Origin of the sequence: Ruegeria lacuscaerulensis, assembly GCF_013033355.1 — a bacterium.
Classification (GTDB): Bacteria; Pseudomonadota; Alphaproteobacteria; order Rhodobacterales; family Rhodobacteraceae; genus Ruegeria; species Ruegeria lacuscaerulensis_A.
The window spans coordinates 439904-458169 of record NZ_WQDY01000001.1 but is presented as its reverse complement, the minus strand read 5'-3'; the positions used below and the strand labels follow the sequence as shown (position 1 = coordinate 458169).

The 18266-nt window shown below is 51.4% G+C and carries 13 protein-coding genes; 7 read left to right on the top strand and 6 right to left on the bottom strand.

The features are described from left to right. Window positions 1-183: 183 nt before the first annotated feature. Window positions 184-1479, bottom strand: coding sequence for an MFS transporter (locus GOW48_RS02200; RefSeq protein ID WP_170751022.1), 1296 nt, complete (start codon window positions 1477-1479; stop codon window positions 184-186). 467 nt (window positions 1480-1946) lie between these two features. On the opposite strand from GOW48_RS02200, the gene GOW48_RS02190 reads away from it, so the two are divergent. From GOW48_RS02190 to GOW48_RS02170, 5 genes are all read left to right on the top strand, one after another. Then, entirely contained in the window at window positions 1947-2978 is a 1032-nt protein-coding gene (locus GOW48_RS02190) for an AraC family transcriptional regulator (protein ID WP_170724319.1), read from the top strand. Between the two features lie 315 nt (window positions 2979-3293). After that, window positions 3294-4157: an alpha/beta hydrolase gene (locus GOW48_RS22370; RefSeq protein WP_414478960.1), complete on the top strand. Its 864-nt coding sequence runs from the start codon at window positions 3294-3296 to the stop codon at window positions 4155-4157. A 283-nt stretch (window positions 4158-4440) separates the two neighbouring features. Continuing rightward, the gene (locus GOW48_RS02180) at window positions 4441-5262 is read left to right on the top strand and encodes a hypothetical protein (protein ID WP_170354049.1); all 822 of its coding nucleotides are present in this window, start codon (window positions 4441-4443) and stop codon (window positions 5260-5262) included. A gap of 43 nt (window positions 5263-5305) precedes the next feature. Continuing rightward, window positions 5306-6745: an arylsulfatase gene (locus tag GOW48_RS02175; protein WP_170354048.1), complete on the top strand. Its 1440-nt coding sequence runs from the start codon at window positions 5306-5308 to the stop codon at window positions 6743-6745. A 328-nt stretch (window positions 6746-7073) separates the two neighbouring features. Further along, window positions 7074-8858 carry a Na/Pi cotransporter family protein gene (locus GOW48_RS02170; protein WP_170751015.1) on the top strand — a complete coding sequence of 595 codons (1785 nt, stop codon included), beginning with the start codon at window positions 7074-7076 and terminating at the stop codon, window positions 8856-8858. A gap of 230 nt (window positions 8859-9088) precedes the next feature. On the opposite strand, the gene GOW48_RS02165 is transcribed toward GOW48_RS02170, so the two are convergent. From GOW48_RS02165 to GOW48_RS02145, 5 genes are all read right to left on the bottom strand, one after another. Further along, window positions 9089-9634: a hypothetical protein gene (locus GOW48_RS02165; protein ID WP_170751013.1), complete on the bottom strand. Its 546-nt coding sequence runs from the start codon at window positions 9632-9634 to the stop codon at window positions 9089-9091. Between the two features lie 437 nt (window positions 9635-10071). Continuing rightward, a complete protein-coding gene (locus GOW48_RS02160; RefSeq protein ID WP_170751011.1) occupies window positions 10072-11526 on the bottom strand; it encodes a hypothetical protein in 1455 nt (484 codons plus the stop codon). A gap of 597 nt (window positions 11527-12123) precedes the next feature. Further along, on the bottom strand, window positions 12124-14532 hold the full coding sequence (lon, locus tag GOW48_RS02155) for an endopeptidase La (protein ID WP_170751009.1): 2409 nt from the start codon (window positions 14530-14532) through the stop codon (window positions 12124-12126). Window positions 14533-14743: 211 nt separating this feature from the next. Further along, window positions 14744-15874 (bottom strand): tRNA guanosine(34) transglycosylase Tgt, encoded by a 1131-nt coding sequence (tgt, locus tag GOW48_RS02150; RefSeq protein WP_170751007.1) that lies wholly within the window; start codon window positions 15872-15874, stop codon window positions 14744-14746. 63 nt (window positions 15875-15937) lie between these two features. Then, window positions 15938-16849, bottom strand: a complete 912-nt coding sequence (locus tag GOW48_RS02145; protein WP_170751005.1) for a nucleoside hydrolase — start codon at window positions 16847-16849, stop codon at window positions 15938-15940. A 176-nt stretch (window positions 16850-17025) separates the two neighbouring features. Between GOW48_RS02145 and GOW48_RS02140 the strand changes: the two genes are divergently transcribed. Beyond that, window positions 17026-17916 carry an SPFH domain-containing protein gene (locus tag GOW48_RS02140; RefSeq protein WP_170751003.1) on the top strand — a complete coding sequence of 297 codons (891 nt, stop codon included), beginning with the start codon at window positions 17026-17028 and terminating at the stop codon, window positions 17914-17916. Further along, on the top strand, window positions 17916-18194 hold the full coding sequence (locus GOW48_RS02135) for an NfeD family protein (RefSeq protein WP_170354040.1): 279 nt from the start codon (window positions 17916-17918) through the stop codon (window positions 18192-18194). The genes GOW48_RS02140 and GOW48_RS02135 overlap by 1 nt, the downstream gene beginning before the upstream one ends. Window positions 18195-18266: the final 72 nt, after the last annotated feature.

Sequence of the window (18266 nt, the reverse complement as noted above, 5' to 3'; positions counted from 1 at the left end):
GAGTTCCCAACACTTAACGTGAATTGCATTTCAAAAATTTTCTTATCGGATTGTGACCGCGTGATGATGCTTGTATCTGCGGGTGTAAGGCCTCATCTTGGCTACTTCGCAATGTGATACCAAGCGGCACCCGACACACTCGCCTATCCGAAACAAAGCTGAAGCTCGCGAAGCTAATAAGTATCATAGTTCCTCTTCTGCCCCCAAAATCGTGGCAGAAACCGGTACTCGCTTTTGCTCAGGCGTCATCTCAACGCTTGTCGCGGTACCGGGCACATGAGTAGCTCGAGCAGCTTGCGGTACACTATCGCGGCGATTCCTACGCCAAACGACAAACAGTGAGAACGTGAGCGCGATGACCAAGCACATCAAGAATATGTTTCCATCGCCAAATAACTTACTCACAATTGCTGCAAGAACAGGCCCCGTCACACCGCCGAGCGTCCAAACGAAGAGTAGCGTTACTGCTGCAGAAGGAACGTAGACCGGCACAGTTCGATCCATTCCATGCGCGACTAGCAACGAATAGGTTGGGAGAAGCAAGCCACCCAAGAGGAAAACCAAAGCAAACCCAAAAAGCTGCCACCCTATACCATAGTCGCCCTTGGCAGCCGCGGCGTCGCCCTTGCCCAAAACAACGAACAGTAACAGTATCATAGCGGTAAATACAGAGACGCCAGCAATCAAAATCCGACGGTCCATTTCGTCAGAGGCTTTTCCGAGCGGGAACTGGAAAAAAATGCGGCCCGCGTAGGCCAATCCAATTCCAATAGCAATTGTCCTGGGATCGAGCCCCAGCACGCTGGCACGAAACGGAACAACTGTTAACATAACAGTGACTAGAAGACCGTTTATAAAAGCGCCGACGAACGCTGTGGGCGACTCTCTGAAGACTTCGCTAATCCTAATATTCGCTGTTCCTCCGGGACTCGCAGGATTGGTCCGCGTTGTTGCAAGCACGACAATTGCGAAGCAATAGAACATCGAGACAAGAACAAAGGCTTCTGAAAGCTCGGCTGATTGGTTAATGACAATCCCTTGGCTCAGAACCGACACGATGCCGAGAACGATTGCGTAAACTGCGAGTATGCGTCCTCGGTTTTCAGGTCCGGCAGTGTCATTGATCCAAGCATCGCCGATAGCGTATAGACCTGCCGTCGCGAGCCCGGTGATGAACCGAACAAACACCATTATGACTGGTTCTTGGGTACTCGACAGAATTAGAGTGAAAAGCGTGCAAATCGCAGCGGCCGCCGTGAAGGCCCGGATGTGCCCAATCCGAGCTAGCGGCTTAGCGATGTAAAAACAGCCAACCATAAACCCAAGCGAATAAGCTGCAGCGACAATCGAAGCGGCTTCTTGAGTTCCTCCAATCGACGCGATTTGAAGAGCGACTAGCGTTCCCAGGGCTGCTGTTGCTAACTGTATCGCACCAACAGAAACAAATAGTGCGCGTAGTGACAGAATTTGGGCGTTCACTTTTCTTTCCCTAAATACATAACTACTCCAACGTCGCTTGCTTTTGCATTGGCTTGCGAGGAGGCTCACTTGCTGGGATTGCTTTCCAAGCCAGCCACAAGTGTCTCATTCGACCAGTTTCTCTCAAACCGGAGGAAACCTATTGCAATCGCTCGGGCTGGACTGAGTAATCCAACCATTGAGCAAATACGCTTTGTCGCCGTCCACCGCTTCTGGAATGGTAGATCGTAGCCTCATGCCGATGTTATGATGATCAAGTTTCGCTTGCTCTATCTTTCTGAGGAACGGCGTTACCATTTCACGACAAAATCCCGGCAATGGCTTGATCGATTGCAAAACTTTGCTTTGCAATGGTCATCAAGCCGCGTGTTTTCTCACAGCGCGGCGGCGTTCCGTCTCGAAGCTAGAGGAAAGCGCTGAATCTACGCCAAGTTGACATAAGGCTCCCGCAGCCATGATATTTAGTTATGAGTGAAATGACGTTTGGGCGCGTTAGCGATTTAAATGGGCTACCTGAGTTAATTCTAGCTTGGGGTGGAGAAGAAGCGCTGCGCCGCACGTTAGATCGGCAGATTCTTCCTTACGAAATTTTGGACGACCGTGACGCTGTCATCCCCATGAAAGACATTATCGGGCTGTACCGAAACGCCGCTGAAGTAACAGGCATTCGATCTTTTGGCCTTAAGGCTACTGAAGGAATAGAACTGAGCGAATACGGTGCAATGGCAGATTTTGTCCTTTCCGCAAAAACGCTGAAAGGTGCGATCGCTAAGTTTAAAACCGGGCTACCGTATTACGAAAGTGGGAGTGAAATCTCAGTACAGTACTCAGAAAATGAGTGCACTATAGGTTATCAGAACCTTTTCCAGTCTATTGTTGGTTTTCGCCAAGCAGGTGATATGACCCTGCGTATTCTTGAGGCCGTTATTCGAGCCTATCTTGGTCCTGAATGGTGCCCGAAGAGCATAAAATTAGCGTGTTCAAGTGGACCTTGGGAGCAAGACTATGAAGATACATTCGAAGCGCCTGTGCATTTTTGTTCGGACAGCTTTGCGTTCGTTTTGGACCGGGATCAATTCGAAGAAGCACGGGCCATTCAAGCCTCCAATGGCGATGCACTGGTTTCCCTCGCCGACCTAAAGCATTTGGGTGAAGATTTGCCGCTAGATTTTATTGGGTCGGTCGCTCACCTGATCAAGATACACTTGCCGGATGGAAAGAGCGGTCTTGAGGAAACCGCCCGCGCTTTGGCAATGGGCCCTCGCACCTTGCAACGTAGGCTTGAGGCACACGGTATCGGATTCCGAGATTTATTGGAGCGAGTTCGAATGCAAAGGGCATGTGAGCTTTTACGAGGAAGTGAGGCGACAGTGGCGATCATTGGCAACGAGCTTGGTTACTCCGCCACTTCACATTTCACACGCGCGTTTACACGAGTATTCGAAGTTTCACCAAGCAAATACAGATCTGAAATAACCGCGTCAGCACGATTGATGTAGACCCAGCTTGCAAAATCTTGCGGAACTTTCCTGACCGAATGTGGAGGTCTCATTTACTAACAGGGAGCGCGCTTTTTGATGGGCATACTTCGGCAAGCATTGTTCTCCCTAGTTTTGTGCCTTGCACTACTAAGTTGTACGCGTCCGCCGGATCTTATTGGCATTGAAAATCCGGATGTGTCGCCATCCCAGGTGCCGGGTATAACAAGCCATAAAGTTTTCATCATGACATCCAGAGCTCGAAGTGGCGTTGAAGCTGAACTATATTCTCGTCAACGATCAGGGCAACTCGGCCTTTCGTCAGTCGTTGTAACCGTGCCCCCTAACCACACGACCTCAAAGATAGAGAGATCGAAAACAAATCCACCAGACCCGCGCAAGAACTTCACTGTAATTGAACCTGTGGTGTATGAAACCGACGGTAAGTTCCTATCAAGTATGAATAGAGAATTGGAAAGAAGATCTCCAGAAGATCGAACGATCTTAGGTTTCGTACACGGGTATAATATGACCCTGAGCGACGCGACACTTAGGTTAACCCAATTCGTGCAAGACTCAGGTTTCGAAGGCGTTCCGGTACTTTTTTCCTGGGCATCTTACGCTAGCGCCACACGATATGTTTACGACCTTAACAGTGCACTTCAATCTAGAGTTCAAATGGTGACTGCCGCAGATTTGCTGACGCGCAGCAATGCGAACAGGGTTGATATCTTAGCATGGTCCATGGGCAGCTTTGCCATAATGGAAGGCATTGTCTACGCAACGACAACTGGCCATTTTGATCGTAAGAACCGACTGAAGAACATTATTCTGGCTTCACCGGACATCGATCTCGACCTGTTTCGTGCTCAATTGCAATTGATCCCCGAAGTCGTAGATGACGTATACATCCTTACTTCGAAGGCCGACTACGCGTTGAAGCTTTCAAGCTTAATTGCTGGACGACAAACACGACTTGGGCAAGCAAACATTGAGCAATTGGAAGACCTTGGTGTTTCAGTAATTGATCTCAGCGAAGTCGACGACGTTGGAACGAAGAGCCACGGAAAATTTGCTGAGTCGCCTAAGGTTGTTCAACTTATTGGCCGAGGCTTGAAGGAGACTAATTCTCTCGGAGAGGTCGCAGGCAGCGAGGCTGTGAGCCTTCCGTCTCTGCTTATCCAAGAACCGCGAAGATGATCCCCAATTGCCGCGGTTCAATAAGCTGTTTCGCTAGCTTTCTCATTTTCACTTCTGAGTATGCCTGTAGTCCTTTCCACAGAGTTTGACTCAATATTCAATTTGCGTGGCCAGTTTTCTTCACTTTAGCATGTGAAACCGCGAAAGCTGCATTGGTAGTGCCGCAAATTTTGTCGTGAAATGGCAACGACTTCCTAAGACCAAGGATAGTAGCGTAACCGCTACAAGTCTTCCTGATCGCCACTTCAGAAAGTGGCGAACCCAATGGAATTCGGAGTGCGTCATGAAATATTATTTTTTGTCCCTAGCGTTTTCTGTTTGCCTAACCGCATTGCAGACAATCAATCCTGCTCTGGCACAAGAAGCTTCAGAAGCAGAACAAGCTTCCGACGAAAAATTCCGTTCTAAAGATGACAAAACCGGAACAAACCCGATTAATTTTCAGAAAGACGTCCGCCTTTATCATGAATATCAAGATTTAGGAGGCGGAAACACGGGAAACGTTACTACGTTTGAATACCGAACGCCGTTCGCCAAAGGTAAATGGCAGTTTCGGATAAAAATTCCTCATCGATCAGTTGATGTTACTGGCCCCGGCTTTTTTTTTGATGAGGCGGGCCTTGGGGATATCAACTTTCGCGTCTTGACCGTTCCCTATCTGAATCCCGAGACTCGGCAAGCTTTCGCATACGGATTAGAGGTATGGTTGCCCACCGCGTCAGAGGACATCCTCGGCGACGATGACGTTGTATTGGGTCCGCAGTTATTTTACGCGTTCTTCAATCCGTTCGGCATTAAGAGTTCCGGGCTCTTCCCCGGCATACAGCATGCTTTTAATGTGGGATCAAACGTCGGCGACGATGTCAATGAGACCCGATTTGATGTCTTTTTCCTAAAGCAATGGCCTGAGCAGCAGCTCTATATGCTCTTGAATCCTCAATACATTGTGGATTGGGAAAACGATACCCAGGGCGGTGTTTTCGATGCGGAGGTTGGATACACGTGGAAATCCGGCGTCACTCTTTACGGCCGCCCTGGTGTCGGCTTGGGACCAGACGAACCACTGGATTGGAACTTCGAGGGCGGGGTCAAATATATATTCTGATCCTGAGCCCCTGCATTACTCAAATTTCGTTTTGGAGAGCAAGATGATGGGTCGAACATTCATAGCATTTGCAGTTGCAGTCACGACTCTGTTCGGCACGGCGGCTTACGCGTCCGAGAAACCCAACATTGTTTTGGTGTTCATGGACAACTTCGGTTGGGGCGAGCCTGGATTTAATGGCGGCGGAATAACGCGTGGTGCAGCGACTCCACGTCTAGACCAATTGGCTGCTGAAGGTTTGAGACTCACAAACTTCAACGTCGAGTCTCAATGCACACCATCACGCGCAGCGATAATGACCGGTCGCTACGCTGTTCGGACCGGCAATGGTACAATCCCTTTAGGAGGGGGCGTATATGGCTTGGTGCAGTGGGAAGTTACCATGGCCGAAATGCTGTCTGATGCGGGGTATGCAACTGGCATGTTCGGCAAGTGGCACCTTGGTCATACAGAAGGTCGATTTCCTACTGATCAGGGTTTTGAGGAGTGGTACGGAATCCCAAACTCAAGCGACGAAACACCTTGGTCCATCCTTGATGGGTTTTCCGAAAGCGGTGTTGCCGGAACCCACATTTATGAAGGCATTCGAGGTTCAACACCGCAGCAGGTTTTGGACTATGATCTTGAGCAGCGGGCATTGATCGACGGTGAGTTAACTAGGCGCGCGATCGACTTTATGGCTCGTCACGCCGCATCTGAAACGCCTTTTTTCCTCTACCTGCCTTACACAATGACACACTACCCCCTCATTCCCCATCCGGATTTTGCGGGCTCTACCGGCAACGGTAGATTTGCAGATGTGCTGGCACAGATCGATGCTTACAATGGTATGCTATTAGACGCGATTGACGATCTCGGAATACGAGACAACACGATCTTTATTTTCACGGCCGACAATGGTCCTGAAATCTTGCCTGAAGGATCAAATACTCCCTCCGTTGAATATTTCATACCGGGCAATGCAGGTCCTTGGCGCGGCTCGCTATTCACCGGGTTCGAGGGCAGCTTGAGAGTGCCGTTCGCAGTGCGTTGGCCAGGCAAAATTCCGGCTGGTGTAACCAGTGACGAAATTATTCATGAAATGGATTTATTCCCCACATTCGCCAATATAGCGAGCGGCTCAGTTCCAGACGACCGGATAATAGATGGTATCGACCAGACCGAGTTTTTCCTTGGAAATAAGGAGAAATCAAATCGGGAAGGCGTAATTGTTTATATGGGTAACGACGTTTGGGGCGTGAAATGGCGGAACTGGAAAGTACACCTCAAAGAGCAGCAGAACATTCTGACAGGTACCGTAAGTTACGGCGTGCCGCGGATCTACAATCTCTATAAAGACCCCGGTGAGACACAGAATGTCTTGTTTCCTGAGACTTGGGTACCGCAGGCAGCTCTGAAACAACTTACTCAGCACGCAATCTCACTTCAAAAAGAGCCTCCAATTAAGCCTGGCACTAAGGATCCATACATCCCCGCTGAATAAGCAAATGTGTTCTGTTGAACTTTCTTCACAAACTCTTCGTTCCCTTGATGCCGCGCGATTCTGCTTCGCTTGAAGGTCTGCTAAGCTGTTCGCAATGCGCGGAAATTACTTAATCCGTCGACGTGTCTGGAACAAAGTAGGTCCAAAACGCATATTGCGTCAGACTGCCGACGTTTATTCGGAATCTGACCGAATTCCTGCAACTTTATCTACCAAGGACCAATCTGTTGTTTATGGATTCGGAAAGCAGGCGAGAAAGGTATCCAGCTTCAGTTTGCTAACTTTAAATCCTGTCTATGCAGTTCGGATGAAAACGGGAGGGTGACCCATGCCGAAAACGATAGTTCGTTTGCTGCCATATCTTTTTATCAGTTTCGCTTTCTTGAGTTTCAATGCAGCCTATGCACAGCCCACAGAAACAACAGAGCAGCAAGTAGATTGGCTCCAATTGGGGATGGGACTTTTTGGCGGCTTGGCGCTCTTTTTAGCTGGATTGGATCTTTTGTCTGAGGGCTTAAAAAAGGCCGCAGGAAACACCCTGCGCGATGTTCTTCAGAAGTTGACAGTGAATCGATTCACGGGCGCCGCCACCGGTGCATTTGTTACCGGTGTACTGAATTCTTCTTCTGTTACGACAGTGTTGGTCGTGGGGTTTGTTACCGCCGGTGTCATGACATTGGCGCAATCCGTCGGCGTAATCATGGGAGCAAATATCGGCAGCACTGTCACGGCGCAGCTGCTGGCTTTCAACCTCTCTACGTATTCCCTTATTGCAGTTGCACTAGGTTTTTTTATGACTTTTGGCAGCAAAAATGAGCGCCCCAAATACATGGGTATGATGATAATGGGCCTCGGTTTGGTGTTCTACGGAATGGGTCTGATGAGTGAGGGTATGAAGCCTTTGCGCAGCTATGAACCCTTTCTGGAAATCCTTGCTAGCATGGAACGTCCGCTTTTTGGCATTCTGGCGGGAGCACTATTCACTGGGTTGGTTCAATCCTCCGCTGCCACTGTTGGTATTGCAATTGCGATGGCAAGCGAAGGTTTGCTGTCTCTTCAGGCCGGGATAGTTTTGGCCTTAGGAGCCAATATCGGGACCTGTGTCACCGCTTTGCTTGCGGCACTTGGCAAGCCAGTCGAAGCGGTTCGCGCATCTGTTGTCCATGTCTTGTTCAATATTGCAGGCGTCATAATTTGGCTTCCGTTTCTGAGCATTCTTGCGGACATAGCCGTAAGTGTTTCGCCCGCCGCTGCGGAAGGTCTGGTTGGAAAAGACAAACTTGCGGCGGAGGTTCCTCGGCAGATCGCAAATGCCAACACCATGTTCAATGTCCTCAACACTATGATATTTATTGGTTTCACAACGGCCTTCGCGCGCCTCGCGGAAAGACTGGTCCCAGATCGACCTGAGCCAATGGATAAAATCATTAAGTCCGAATTCCTCGATGACGCGGCGCTGGAAGCGCCCACGATCGCACTTGAAAACGCCAGAAGAGAGATTGAGCGGGCCGGACATATCGCCTTGGAAATGATGGACGCGTTGGGTGAAGGGGCTCAACGCTACGAAAGAGGAGCGTTGGATGCGGTCGCAAAGCGTGACGACGAAGTGGACATTCTAAGTTCAGAAATCATGAAGTATCTTGGTCGAATACGACAAAATTCACTCACGGAAAGCGAGAGCGATACCCATCAGCAACTTGTCGCCGCGATTATGAATATCGAGAGCGCAGCTGACATCGTTGAGGCGGATATGGTTGGGTTGCTCAAAATCTTCATCGATGGCGATTTTTCCGAAAGTAGTGAAACAACGCGAGATATGGTGCAGGGTCTTTGGACTTGTGTGAGAGAAAGTCTTGAACTCGCAGTCCAGGCTGTGGGGAATAGTGACGAACGCTCTGCCCAAGAAGTGCTCTTGCTCAAAGACGATATTAGAACCCTTTCCGACCAGCTATTCGAAAGGCACGCCAAGCGACTAAACATCGACGAACCCCGGTACTTGGAGCGTGTTCGACTACTGATGACTTTTATTGAGCAGTTGCGCCACATGTACACACTGACAAAACGGGTCGCGAAGACACAGTTACCAGTCGAAATCGCCGCAGAGGCGGCATAATTGGTTAATAGGTCAATTTCGGCAATGCGGCGAAGTTATTTGTTGTCCACACGAATTCTTGTTTTGCATATTTCCGCATGGAACGACTGTACCAAACGTGCCCCCACAACGGCCACAACGATAAAACTGTGGGCTTCGTTGGGGCGCTTGAAGCGGTTGGACAAGTTGTTCCAACGGTGGCGATATAACAATCTCAAGACGTACGCCTGATGAGGCTGCGCTGCGGACACCTATTCTTCGACAATTCCCACAGCAAGACCTTCCGTGAAGCTCAGAGCTACTCTGTCTCCCTGGCTAAGTTGCTCAACAAACTCACGACCAACTTCTGTTTCAACCTCGATCATTTGTTCTGTGCCGCTGCTGTCCGTCACAGTGGCTATTGAATTCGCGGCGTCGAAGGAAACAAAAGTCAGAATTAACGTGACCATCGTTCCAGCGGCTACGCCCGGTGTTGATCCCTCTGCCGCCCGGCCTTCCAATTCAACCATACTGTCGACCTCGCCAGGGAATGCCATGTTTGCAGCTACCCCCAGTGTGTAAACCGCTTTGACCTTGTCGCCTTCTTCAATTTGGTCGAAGTTTACGACTTCCGCTCCTGCAACAATGGTCTCTTCTTCGCCTGTCTCTGAGTTTTGCAGCACTATAAGCCGAGTGTCCGGGTCAACCGACTTAACTGTCGCATCGGCTTCGATGGTCACGCTGCGCTCAGCTGTTTGAGCAAAACTGAACGCAGGCATAATCAAGAAAAATGCAGAAACAAGAAGTTTAGTTAGCATGTCTTCTCCTAATAAAATTCATGGTTGAAGCCTGCAAAGTAGCACACAGTTTTGCAGTATAGCAAAACGTTGTCACACCGCTTAGCAGTTTCAAAGATGTATGTCAGTCAGTGTCACCAAAGACCGAAGTTCTTGAGCATCAGAATTGCGCCATATATCGAACGATTAGTCTAGAGCACTTAGGCGGAGAACGCTTGTTCGGCTGAAGCGATGTCAGTTTCGTCCGCTTTTTAGTCATTCCGATGGGCTCAGGTCCCAGACACGCTCAGGCAACCCGAAGTTCTCAGTGACAGCATTTCTGTCCTTACGCTTCAGAGTAATGCCTAAGATACTTCTTATAGGACAACGTGTCGGATGACTTGCAATAAGGGGGATAGTACCCCCTCCCAATAAAGTACCTTACCTAGTGGACTACATAAGGTAGCCTCAAATAGCCCTTAGGCGGCCATGGCAAAACCACTGTCCAAGGTCATCTTCACTTGAGGGATGAAGCCCAACCGTTCTTTATACTCATCCTTCAGCACAGTTGACGCCAATTCATGATCCCGTTGCTTCACGATCAGACTGTCATGAACCGGAAGGGACGGTATGTCTTGCAACTCATAGAGGCACTGCATTGCTTTTAGAAAACACTCTGCTTCTTCAAACTGCAAAATAGCCCAATCCAGTTTTTCGGGTTCGAGACTGGACAAAACCGGGTGTCGGGCCAAGATCGACGAAACCACGTCCTTCAGCTTGTACCGATCCCTAGGGTGGTAGCCATGTTCGGAAATGAAGTCGTCGTTGAAAGACCTCGGCCAGCGGGATGGGGGTTTCCCCCGCCCGATAGAGGCGACAATGATCCGTTTTGTGACCTCTCTCGATATCCCGTCGATCTGATAAGGATCGGGATCATAGGCGAGGGTCTCACCTTGGATTGCGTACAGAATGGATAGCTGACTGGAAGAAACATCAATTTCACACGTTGGTTCACCATCAATCATAATGGCTTTCCGTTTTTCCTTCGGCATCTGCATCCAATCGTCGTCAGAGGCACAATAGAAACGGCCCCCGAGATTGAAGTCGAACCCTTTCCGGTCACCGCAATTGAAGATACGTCGCAACATTGGTTGATCTGATAGGTTAAACTTGTGACGGGCGAGATACCTGTTCAGGGTCTCTACTTCGGTTCTGCGCTCCTGAAATCTGGGGCCACTCTGCTTGATGAGCTTGCCACCTTTTGGGAAATTGTAGTCGCCGTCTTTGGTACTGCGTACCTGCAAGACACTGGCGTGACTGTGACAGCGTTCAAAGTGCTCGGTGACGTTGGCCGCTGTGAGTTGGTAGCTCTGGGCCAGTTCCAACAGAGCTGGTGTGGCTCTGAACCTCCGCGCTTTTTTGTACGTTGTGTTTTGGTCACTGTCGTCAATCGAAGCTCGGAAATGCACAAAGCCAGTTTCTTCCATCAGCCCCATTCCCATCCAGTAGGTTCGAAGCTTGATAAAGGCATCACTACTCACCAAGGTCTGTGCAAGTTCGTCTTTGTCGGATGGTCGATACATGTAGCCTTTGGCGGCCTCATTCGCGCTGTGCTTGATTAGATCGGCAGCCAACGCTCCAACTGCCAATTTGAAGTTGTCCAAGTCGTTCTGTCGTCTGGCACGTTTTCGGGGGTGGTATTGTGCTTCGTAAGCAATAGTTCGGTTTATCAACTCGGATACAAAGTTCTTCGATGCTTCGGTTACCGTAGACCGATCTAACGAAGCAAACCGGGCTTTGTTGAATGTGTGTCGAAGTAGACGTGTTACGTCGTTGTTTGTTTTGCGCATACATTTTCCGTATTGGGCGGTTTCAAAAAGAGAGGAAAGATTTAGGGAAACTTCCTCCTTTATAGGCTCAATATCCGAACACACACTTTTTCAGGCACCAAACGTCTGGAAAACTGAATGCCATAGCCGTTACTCGAGCAACGCCAATCAGACCACAATTGCTGTGTACACCCGACTAGCGTGCATGTCGTTGAGAGGGCGAGACTGTCCTAAATGTTGAAGGCTTACCAACTAACTTTGTTGAAGATCACGATAGAAGTGTGCGGACACCAGTTTCAGGCTGATCTTCATCAACCATCTTCGCAACCAAACGTCCGCTAGTCAGTGTCGGCTTTCCACAAAAAAAGAGGTGTTGAGTTTTGGTTTCGCTGACCTTTTTCCTTTTGACTCATCTCAAGGAAGGCAAATTGTCCTGTGTGGGTTTATGTACCACAACATCTAGTATTGGATGTATGGAGGGTCAAGTTGTGACAGACATAACCCTTTGATGTTATTGGGTATGGGCTTCCCTAACTACTAGGTCTTGATAGGCGATTACATATCGAAGATGTCAGGAGTTCAAATCTCTTATCACCCACCATTTTTTCCTTTTAGCGATTCATCAAAAGGCCCCAGGGCTTTGGTAATCCGAATAGAAAAAGGGCGGAGTTTTCACTCCGCCCTTTCCACAGCACTCTCAATTTAGTGTGTCGTTGCAGAAGCCGCCGAATTATCAGAAGCCTTAGCCGCAGCGGCAGCGGCTTCCTCGGCCGCTTCGTCCCACTCAATCGGCTCTGGTTCGCTGACCAAAGCCTGTTTCAGCACTTCCGAGACATGCGAGACCGGGATGATCTCTAGCCCTTCCTTCACGTTATCCGGAATATCGGCCAGATCCTTTTCGTTTTCCTCGGGGATCAGAACCGTTTTGATGCCACCACGCAGAGCTGCCAGCAGTTTCTCCTTCAAACCACCAATCGGCATCGCATTACCGCGCAACGAAACTTCGCCGGTCATGGCGATGTCCTTGCGCACCGGAATACCCGTCAGCACGGAAACGATCGATGTGACCATCGCCAGACCTGCCGAAGGCCCATCCTTTGGCGTCGCCCCATCCGGCACGTGGACATGGATATCCAGTGTGTCAAACTTCGGCGGCTTAACACCGATCTGCGGTGAGATTGACCGCACATAGGACGAGGCTGCATCGATGGATTCCTTCATCACATCGCCCAACTTACCAGTGGTCTTCATCCGACCTTTACCCGGCAGTTTCAGCGCCTCGATGTGCAACAAATCGCCGCCAACAGAGGTCCATGCCAGACCAGTGACAACACCGACCTGATCATCCTGTTCGGCCAAGCCGTATCGGAACTTGGGTACACCTAGGAAGTCATCCAGATTGTCTGGCGTCACCGTAACGGATTCAGCCTCTTTCTTGATGATCTTGGTCAGCGACTTCCGGGCAACCTTGGCGATCTCGCGTTCCAGATTCCGCACGCCTGCCTCGCGGGTATAGGTGCGGATAATGGATTGCAGCGCGTCATCGGTCAGCGCAAATTCCTTAGCCTTCAGGCCGTGGTTCTTGACCTGCTTGCTGATCAGGTGCTGCTTGGCGATCTCGGATTTCTCTTTCTCGGTATAGCCAGCCAGTGGAATGATCTCCATCCGATCCAGCAGAGGCCCAGGCATGTTGTAACTGTTCGACGTGGTCAGGAACATCACGTTGGACAGGTCATATTCGACCTCAAGATAGTGGTCCATGAACGTGCTGTTCTGTTCCGGGTCCAACACTTCAAGCATGGCCGAAGCCGGGTCGCCACGGAAATCCTGCCCCATCTTGTCGATCTCATCGAGCAAGATCAGCGGGTTAGTGGTTTTCGCCTTTTTCAAAGCCTGAATGATCTTACCGGGCATCGACCCGATATAGGTCCGACGGTGGCCGCGGATTTCGGATTCGTCGCGCACACCGCCCAACGAGATGCGAATGAACTCGCGCCCCGTGGCTTTGGCGACCGACTTACCCAAAGACGTTTTACCCACACCCGGAGGGCCAACAAGGCACAAGATCGGGCCCTTCAGCTTTTTCGAACGCTGCTGAACCGCAAGGTACTCGACGATCCGTTCCTTGACCTTTTCAAGGCCGTAGTGATCGGCATCCAGAATGTCCTGTGCGCGACCCAGATCCTTTTTGACGCGGGATTTGGTGCCCCACGGCAGTGCCAGAATCCAGTCCAGATAGTTGCGCACAACGGTGGCTTCGGCCGACATGGGCGACATGTTCTTGAGCTTCTTCAGCTCACCTTCGGCCTTTTCGCGCGCTTCTTTCGACAGCTTGGTCTCGGCGATTTTCTCTTCCAGTTCGGCAACTTCATTGCTGCCGTCCTCGCCATCGCCAAGTTCCTTCTGAATGGCTTTCATCTGCTCATTCAGGTAATATTCGCGCTGCGTTTTCTCCATCTGGGATTTGACGCGGGTCTTGATCTTTTTCTCGACCTGTAGAACCGACATCTCGCCCTGCATGAGGCCATAGACCTTTTCCAGCCGCTCACTAACCGAGAGCGTCTCAAGCAGTTCCTGCTTTTGCTCAACCTCGATGCCCAGATGGCCCGAAACCAGGTCGGCCAGTTTGGCAGGCTCGGTGGTTTCACCAACGGCGGTCAGCGCTTCTTCGGGGATGTTCTTGCGGACTTTGGCGTAACGCTCGAACTCATCCGCGACGGTGCGCAGCAGCGCCTCGGTCGTCGTCACGTCACCGGGAATCTCGGTCAGATATTCGGCACGAGCTTCGAAGAAATCTTCGTTTTCCAAAAATTCGGTGATCTGCACCCGCGCCTGACCTTCGACCAGCACTTTCACGGTGCCGTCGGGCAATTTAAGCAGTTGCAGAACATTGGCCAGCACACCCGACCGGTAAATCCCATCAATCGAGGGATCATCGTCACCTGGGTCAATCTGGCTGGACAGCAAAATCTGCTTGTCGTCCTGCATCACTTCTTCCAGTGCGCGAACAGATTTTTCCCGACCCACGAACAGCGGCACGATCATATGCGGAAAAACCACAATATCGCGCAGCGGAAGCACCGGGTATGAGGAATTCAGAGGCTCTTGCATGCTCAATCCTTATCATTGGCAAGACGGTACTGGTCCCTATAAAGGCAACGCCCGACCGTCTCCTGTTTGGACGCTTAAGGTGGGGTTCAAATACCCCATTTCAACCTCATCGCCGTATGTCGTGATCCAGAATGACCCGAGGTTTTTTGGACTGCAAGGCACCGCGCCGGAATATCCACCGATTTTAACACAACTGACGCAATGTGCGGCATCAAATCGGTTCAATATCGCCCTGAGCGCGCTGCGCGTGGAACTCGGCCTGCCATGCCTCGAATATTCCAGTTGCAATGGCGTCGCGCATTCCCTGCATGATATTCTGGAAATAATGCAGATTGTGCCACGTTAGCAGCATCCCCGAGATCATCTCGTTCGAACGGAACACGTGGTGAAGATACGCGCGGGAATAATTCGAGCAAGCCGGGCATTTGCATTGCTCGTCCAGCGGTCGCGGATCGTCGGCGTGACGGGCGTTTTTGATGTTCACCACACCATACCGCGTAAACACCTGCCCTGTTCGGCCGGAACGCGAGGGCAGAACACAGTCCATCATGTCAATACCGCGAGCGACTGCGCCAACGATATCATCAGGTTTGCCAACACCCATGAGGTAGCGCGGCTTGTCGACCGGCAGCATATCCGGCGCAAAGTCCAGAACATCGAACATGGCCTCTTGCCCTTCACCTACGGCCAGTCCACCGACGGCGTAACCTTCAAAGCCGATTTCCTTCAACGCTTCGGCAGATTCTTCGCGGAAATCCTGCTCTAGCCCGCCTTGCTGAATGCCGAACAGCGCATGGCCCGGACGGTCGCCAAAGGCATCACGGGATCTCTGCGCCCATCGCATCGACAGACGCATGGACGAGGCAATCCGGTCTCGGTCAGCAGGCAACGCAGGGCATTCGTCAAAGCACATAACGATATCCGAGCCCAAAAGCCGCTGAATCTCCATCGACCGTTCCGGCGTCAACTCGTGCTTGGAGCCGTCAATATGCGATTTGAACGTCACACCCTTTTCGGTCAACTTGCGCAACCCGGCAAGCGACATGACCTGAAAGCCGCCCGAATCCGTCAAAATCGGACGATCCCAATTCATGAATTTATGCAACCCGCCCAAGCGGTCGATCCGCTCGGCGGTGGGACGCAACATCAGGTGATAGGTGTTGCCCAGCAGAATGTCCGCACCCGTCGCACGTACGCTTTCCGGCATCATCGCCTTGACCGTCGCCGCCGTTCCGACCGGCATGAATGCCGGAGTACGCACTTCACCACGCGGAGTGTGGATTACTCCGGTTCTGGCTTTGCCATCGGTGGCCTTCAGGTCAAAAGAGAAACGTTCGGTCATTCGGTGCCTCGGGGTCGCTGAACCGGGCAGCGTTTGCCCGATCCGCGCGCCCAATGCAACCCGTCAAGGAAGAGAGGCGACGCGCTCGGTGAACAGCTGCACAACCCCTGCCCCATCCACATCGCGGCAAACTCGGATTGGCGGGCGAGAGGGGTCGGGGCGCGTGGCACCGATTTCAGAGCCAGTTGTGGTAACTTTCACCCCGGTGTCAACCATGTCGAACATCCCATCATGCGTACAGGCGATCACAGCCGTGGAGTCGTGGAGCCCACACCCCTCAAGACCCCCAATTTCCTTGTAGAAATTGAGATAGAACCGAGAGATATCCCGCAAGAACCCGCCAATATCCGTAGATCGTCTCGCCAACGCTTCGAAATCGGCGGTTTCGTAAAGGGTTTTAAGCGTGACATCTAAGCCGACCAGAACAGTATCCGGAGGCGAAGAGAACACCTCATCCGCTGCTGCAGCGTCGTGGTAAATGTTAGCCTCGGCGTGTTCGGTAATGTTACCTGGGCAAAACACGGCCCCACCCATAATGACCAACCGCTTGATGTTGCCTGAAAACTCGGGGTCCAAGCGCATTGCCGCAGCGATGTTGGTCAGCGGTCCCACGGCACAGACCACCAATTCACCACGATGCGCTTTCGCCATTTCCACAAGGAATGCGGCGGCGTCCAGCGAATGGTTTGTCCCTACCTCTGGAATATCCGTCAAGTCACCAAAGCCTTCGGGACCGTGAACACGCTCGGATGGCGCGTGATCGGTCCTACCCAGCGCGAAAGGTGCACCTTCGGCGACCGGTGCTTCTACAGCCAGTCGATGCAAAAGGTAACGCGCATTTCGGCTGGATTGGTGAACATGCGTGTTGCCGAAAACGGTGGTCAGCCCCAATAGATCAATTTCCGAGGCCGCCGCCGCATAAGATATGGCCATGGCGTCGTCGATGCCGGGATCGGTGTCGATAATAAGTTTCATGCACGTCCGATAGCGCAATCACCAAGGGATGCAAAGCGGCCACATTCGGAAATTTCCCCCTTACATCCGAACGTTCATAGATTTGAATCTAATCCTATACCCGCCATACCTGACTTGAAATTGGGCAAGTCAATCCCCAAATGTATACTATAGTACACAATAAAGAGAGGACAGATATGACCGAAGACCAGATTATAGGATTGCTTTCGTCGAACATCATTTTCGTTCTTGGCGCCGTTCTGATTGTCGTTGTTATCTTCAAGGGCATTAAGATCGTGCCTCAGTCGGAAAAATACGTGATTGAACGCTTTGGCCGCCTGCACTCGGTCCTTGGGCCAGGTATCAACTTTATTGTTCCGTTTCTTGATGTTGCACGTCACAAGATATCCATTCTGGAACGCCAATTGCCCAATGCGACGCAAGACGCGATTACTAAGGACAACGTGTTGGTGCAAATCGACACCTCGGTCTTTTACCGCATTCTTGAGCCTGAAAAGACCGTCTACCGCATCCGCGACGTAGATGGTGCGATTGCCACCACTGTGGCTGGGATCGTCCGGGCCGAGATCGGCAAAATGGACCTGGATGAGGTTCAGTCGAACCGTGCACAGTTGATCAACCGCATTCAGGAAAGTGTGGAAACTGCCGTAGATGACTGGGGCATCGAAGTGACCCGTGCCGAGATTCTGGATGTGAACCTTGATCAGGCGACGCGCGATGCGATGTTGCAGCAGTTGAACGCCGAACGCGCCCGTCGGGCACAGGTCACCGAGGCCGAGGGTCAAAAACGTGCGGTCGAATTGAACGCCGACGCCGAGCTGTATGCGGCCGAGCAAACCGCCAAAGCTCGTCGTATTGAAGCTGAAGCCGAAGCTTATGCCACCGGTGTTGTGGCCAAGGCCATTCAGGACAATGGTATCGAGGCCGCGCAATACCAGGTCGCGTTGAAACAAGTCGAAGCGCTGAACGCGCTGGGCGCTGGCAATGGTTCGCAGACAATCGTTGTGCCTGCAAATGCCTTGGAAGCGTTTGGCGATGCCTTTAAGATGCTGAAGGGAGGCAAGTAATGGCAGACCCGTTCTGGCTGACATGGTGGATTTGGTTGGCGGGGGCATTGGCCCTCGGCATCCTCGAGATTGTGCTGCCGGGATTCATCTTTCTGGGCTTCGCAATCGGCGCGGCGATCACTGGGTTGTTGCTGATCATCCCAGGTGTGGCGCCGTCCCTGCCGGTTCTGCTGCTGATCTTTGCTGCATTGTCGCTGATAGCATGGCTGGTTCTGCGACGGATGTTCGCCCTGCCCCACGGTCAAGTGAAGACCTTTCGGCACGACATCAACGAATGAACCCACTGGTGCCCGCTTTGGGCACCACGCCACCTCTGGACGCTGCCCATAGCTTTCCCTATATAAAAGCTC

Coding starts and splice junctions, on each gene's coding strand:
- tgt (WP_170751007.1), bottom strand. CDS start 15,874: ATGACCGAACGTTTCTCTTTTGACCTGAAGGCCACCGATGGCAAAGCC.
- GOW48_RS02145 (WP_170751005.1), bottom strand. CDS start 16,849: ATGAAACTTATTATCGACACCGATCCCGGCATCGACGACGCCATGGCC.
- GOW48_RS02165 (WP_170751013.1), bottom strand. CDS start 9,634: ATGCTAACTAAACTTCTTGTTTCTGCATTTTTCTTGATTATGCCTGCG.
- GOW48_RS02190 (WP_170724319.1), top strand. CDS start 1,947: ATGAGTGAAATGACGTTTGGGCGCGTTAGCGATTTAAATGGGCTACCT.
- GOW48_RS02170 (WP_170751015.1), top strand. CDS start 7,074: ATGCCGAAAACGATAGTTCGTTTGCTGCCATATCTTTTTATCAGTTTC.
- GOW48_RS02140 (WP_170751003.1), top strand. CDS start 17,026: ATGACCGAAGACCAGATTATAGGATTGCTTTCGTCGAACATCATTTTC.
- lon (WP_170751009.1), bottom strand. CDS start 14,532: ATGCAAGAGCCTCTGAATTCCTCATACCCGGTGCTTCCGCTGCGCGAT.
- GOW48_RS02175 (WP_170354048.1), top strand. CDS start 5,306: ATGATGGGTCGAACATTCATAGCATTTGCAGTTGCAGTCACGACTCTG.
- GOW48_RS02135 (WP_170354040.1), top strand. CDS start 17,916: ATGGCAGACCCGTTCTGGCTGACATGGTGGATTTGGTTGGCGGGGGCA.
- GOW48_RS02180 (WP_170354049.1), top strand. CDS start 4,441: ATGAAATATTATTTTTTGTCCCTAGCGTTTTCTGTTTGCCTAACCGCA.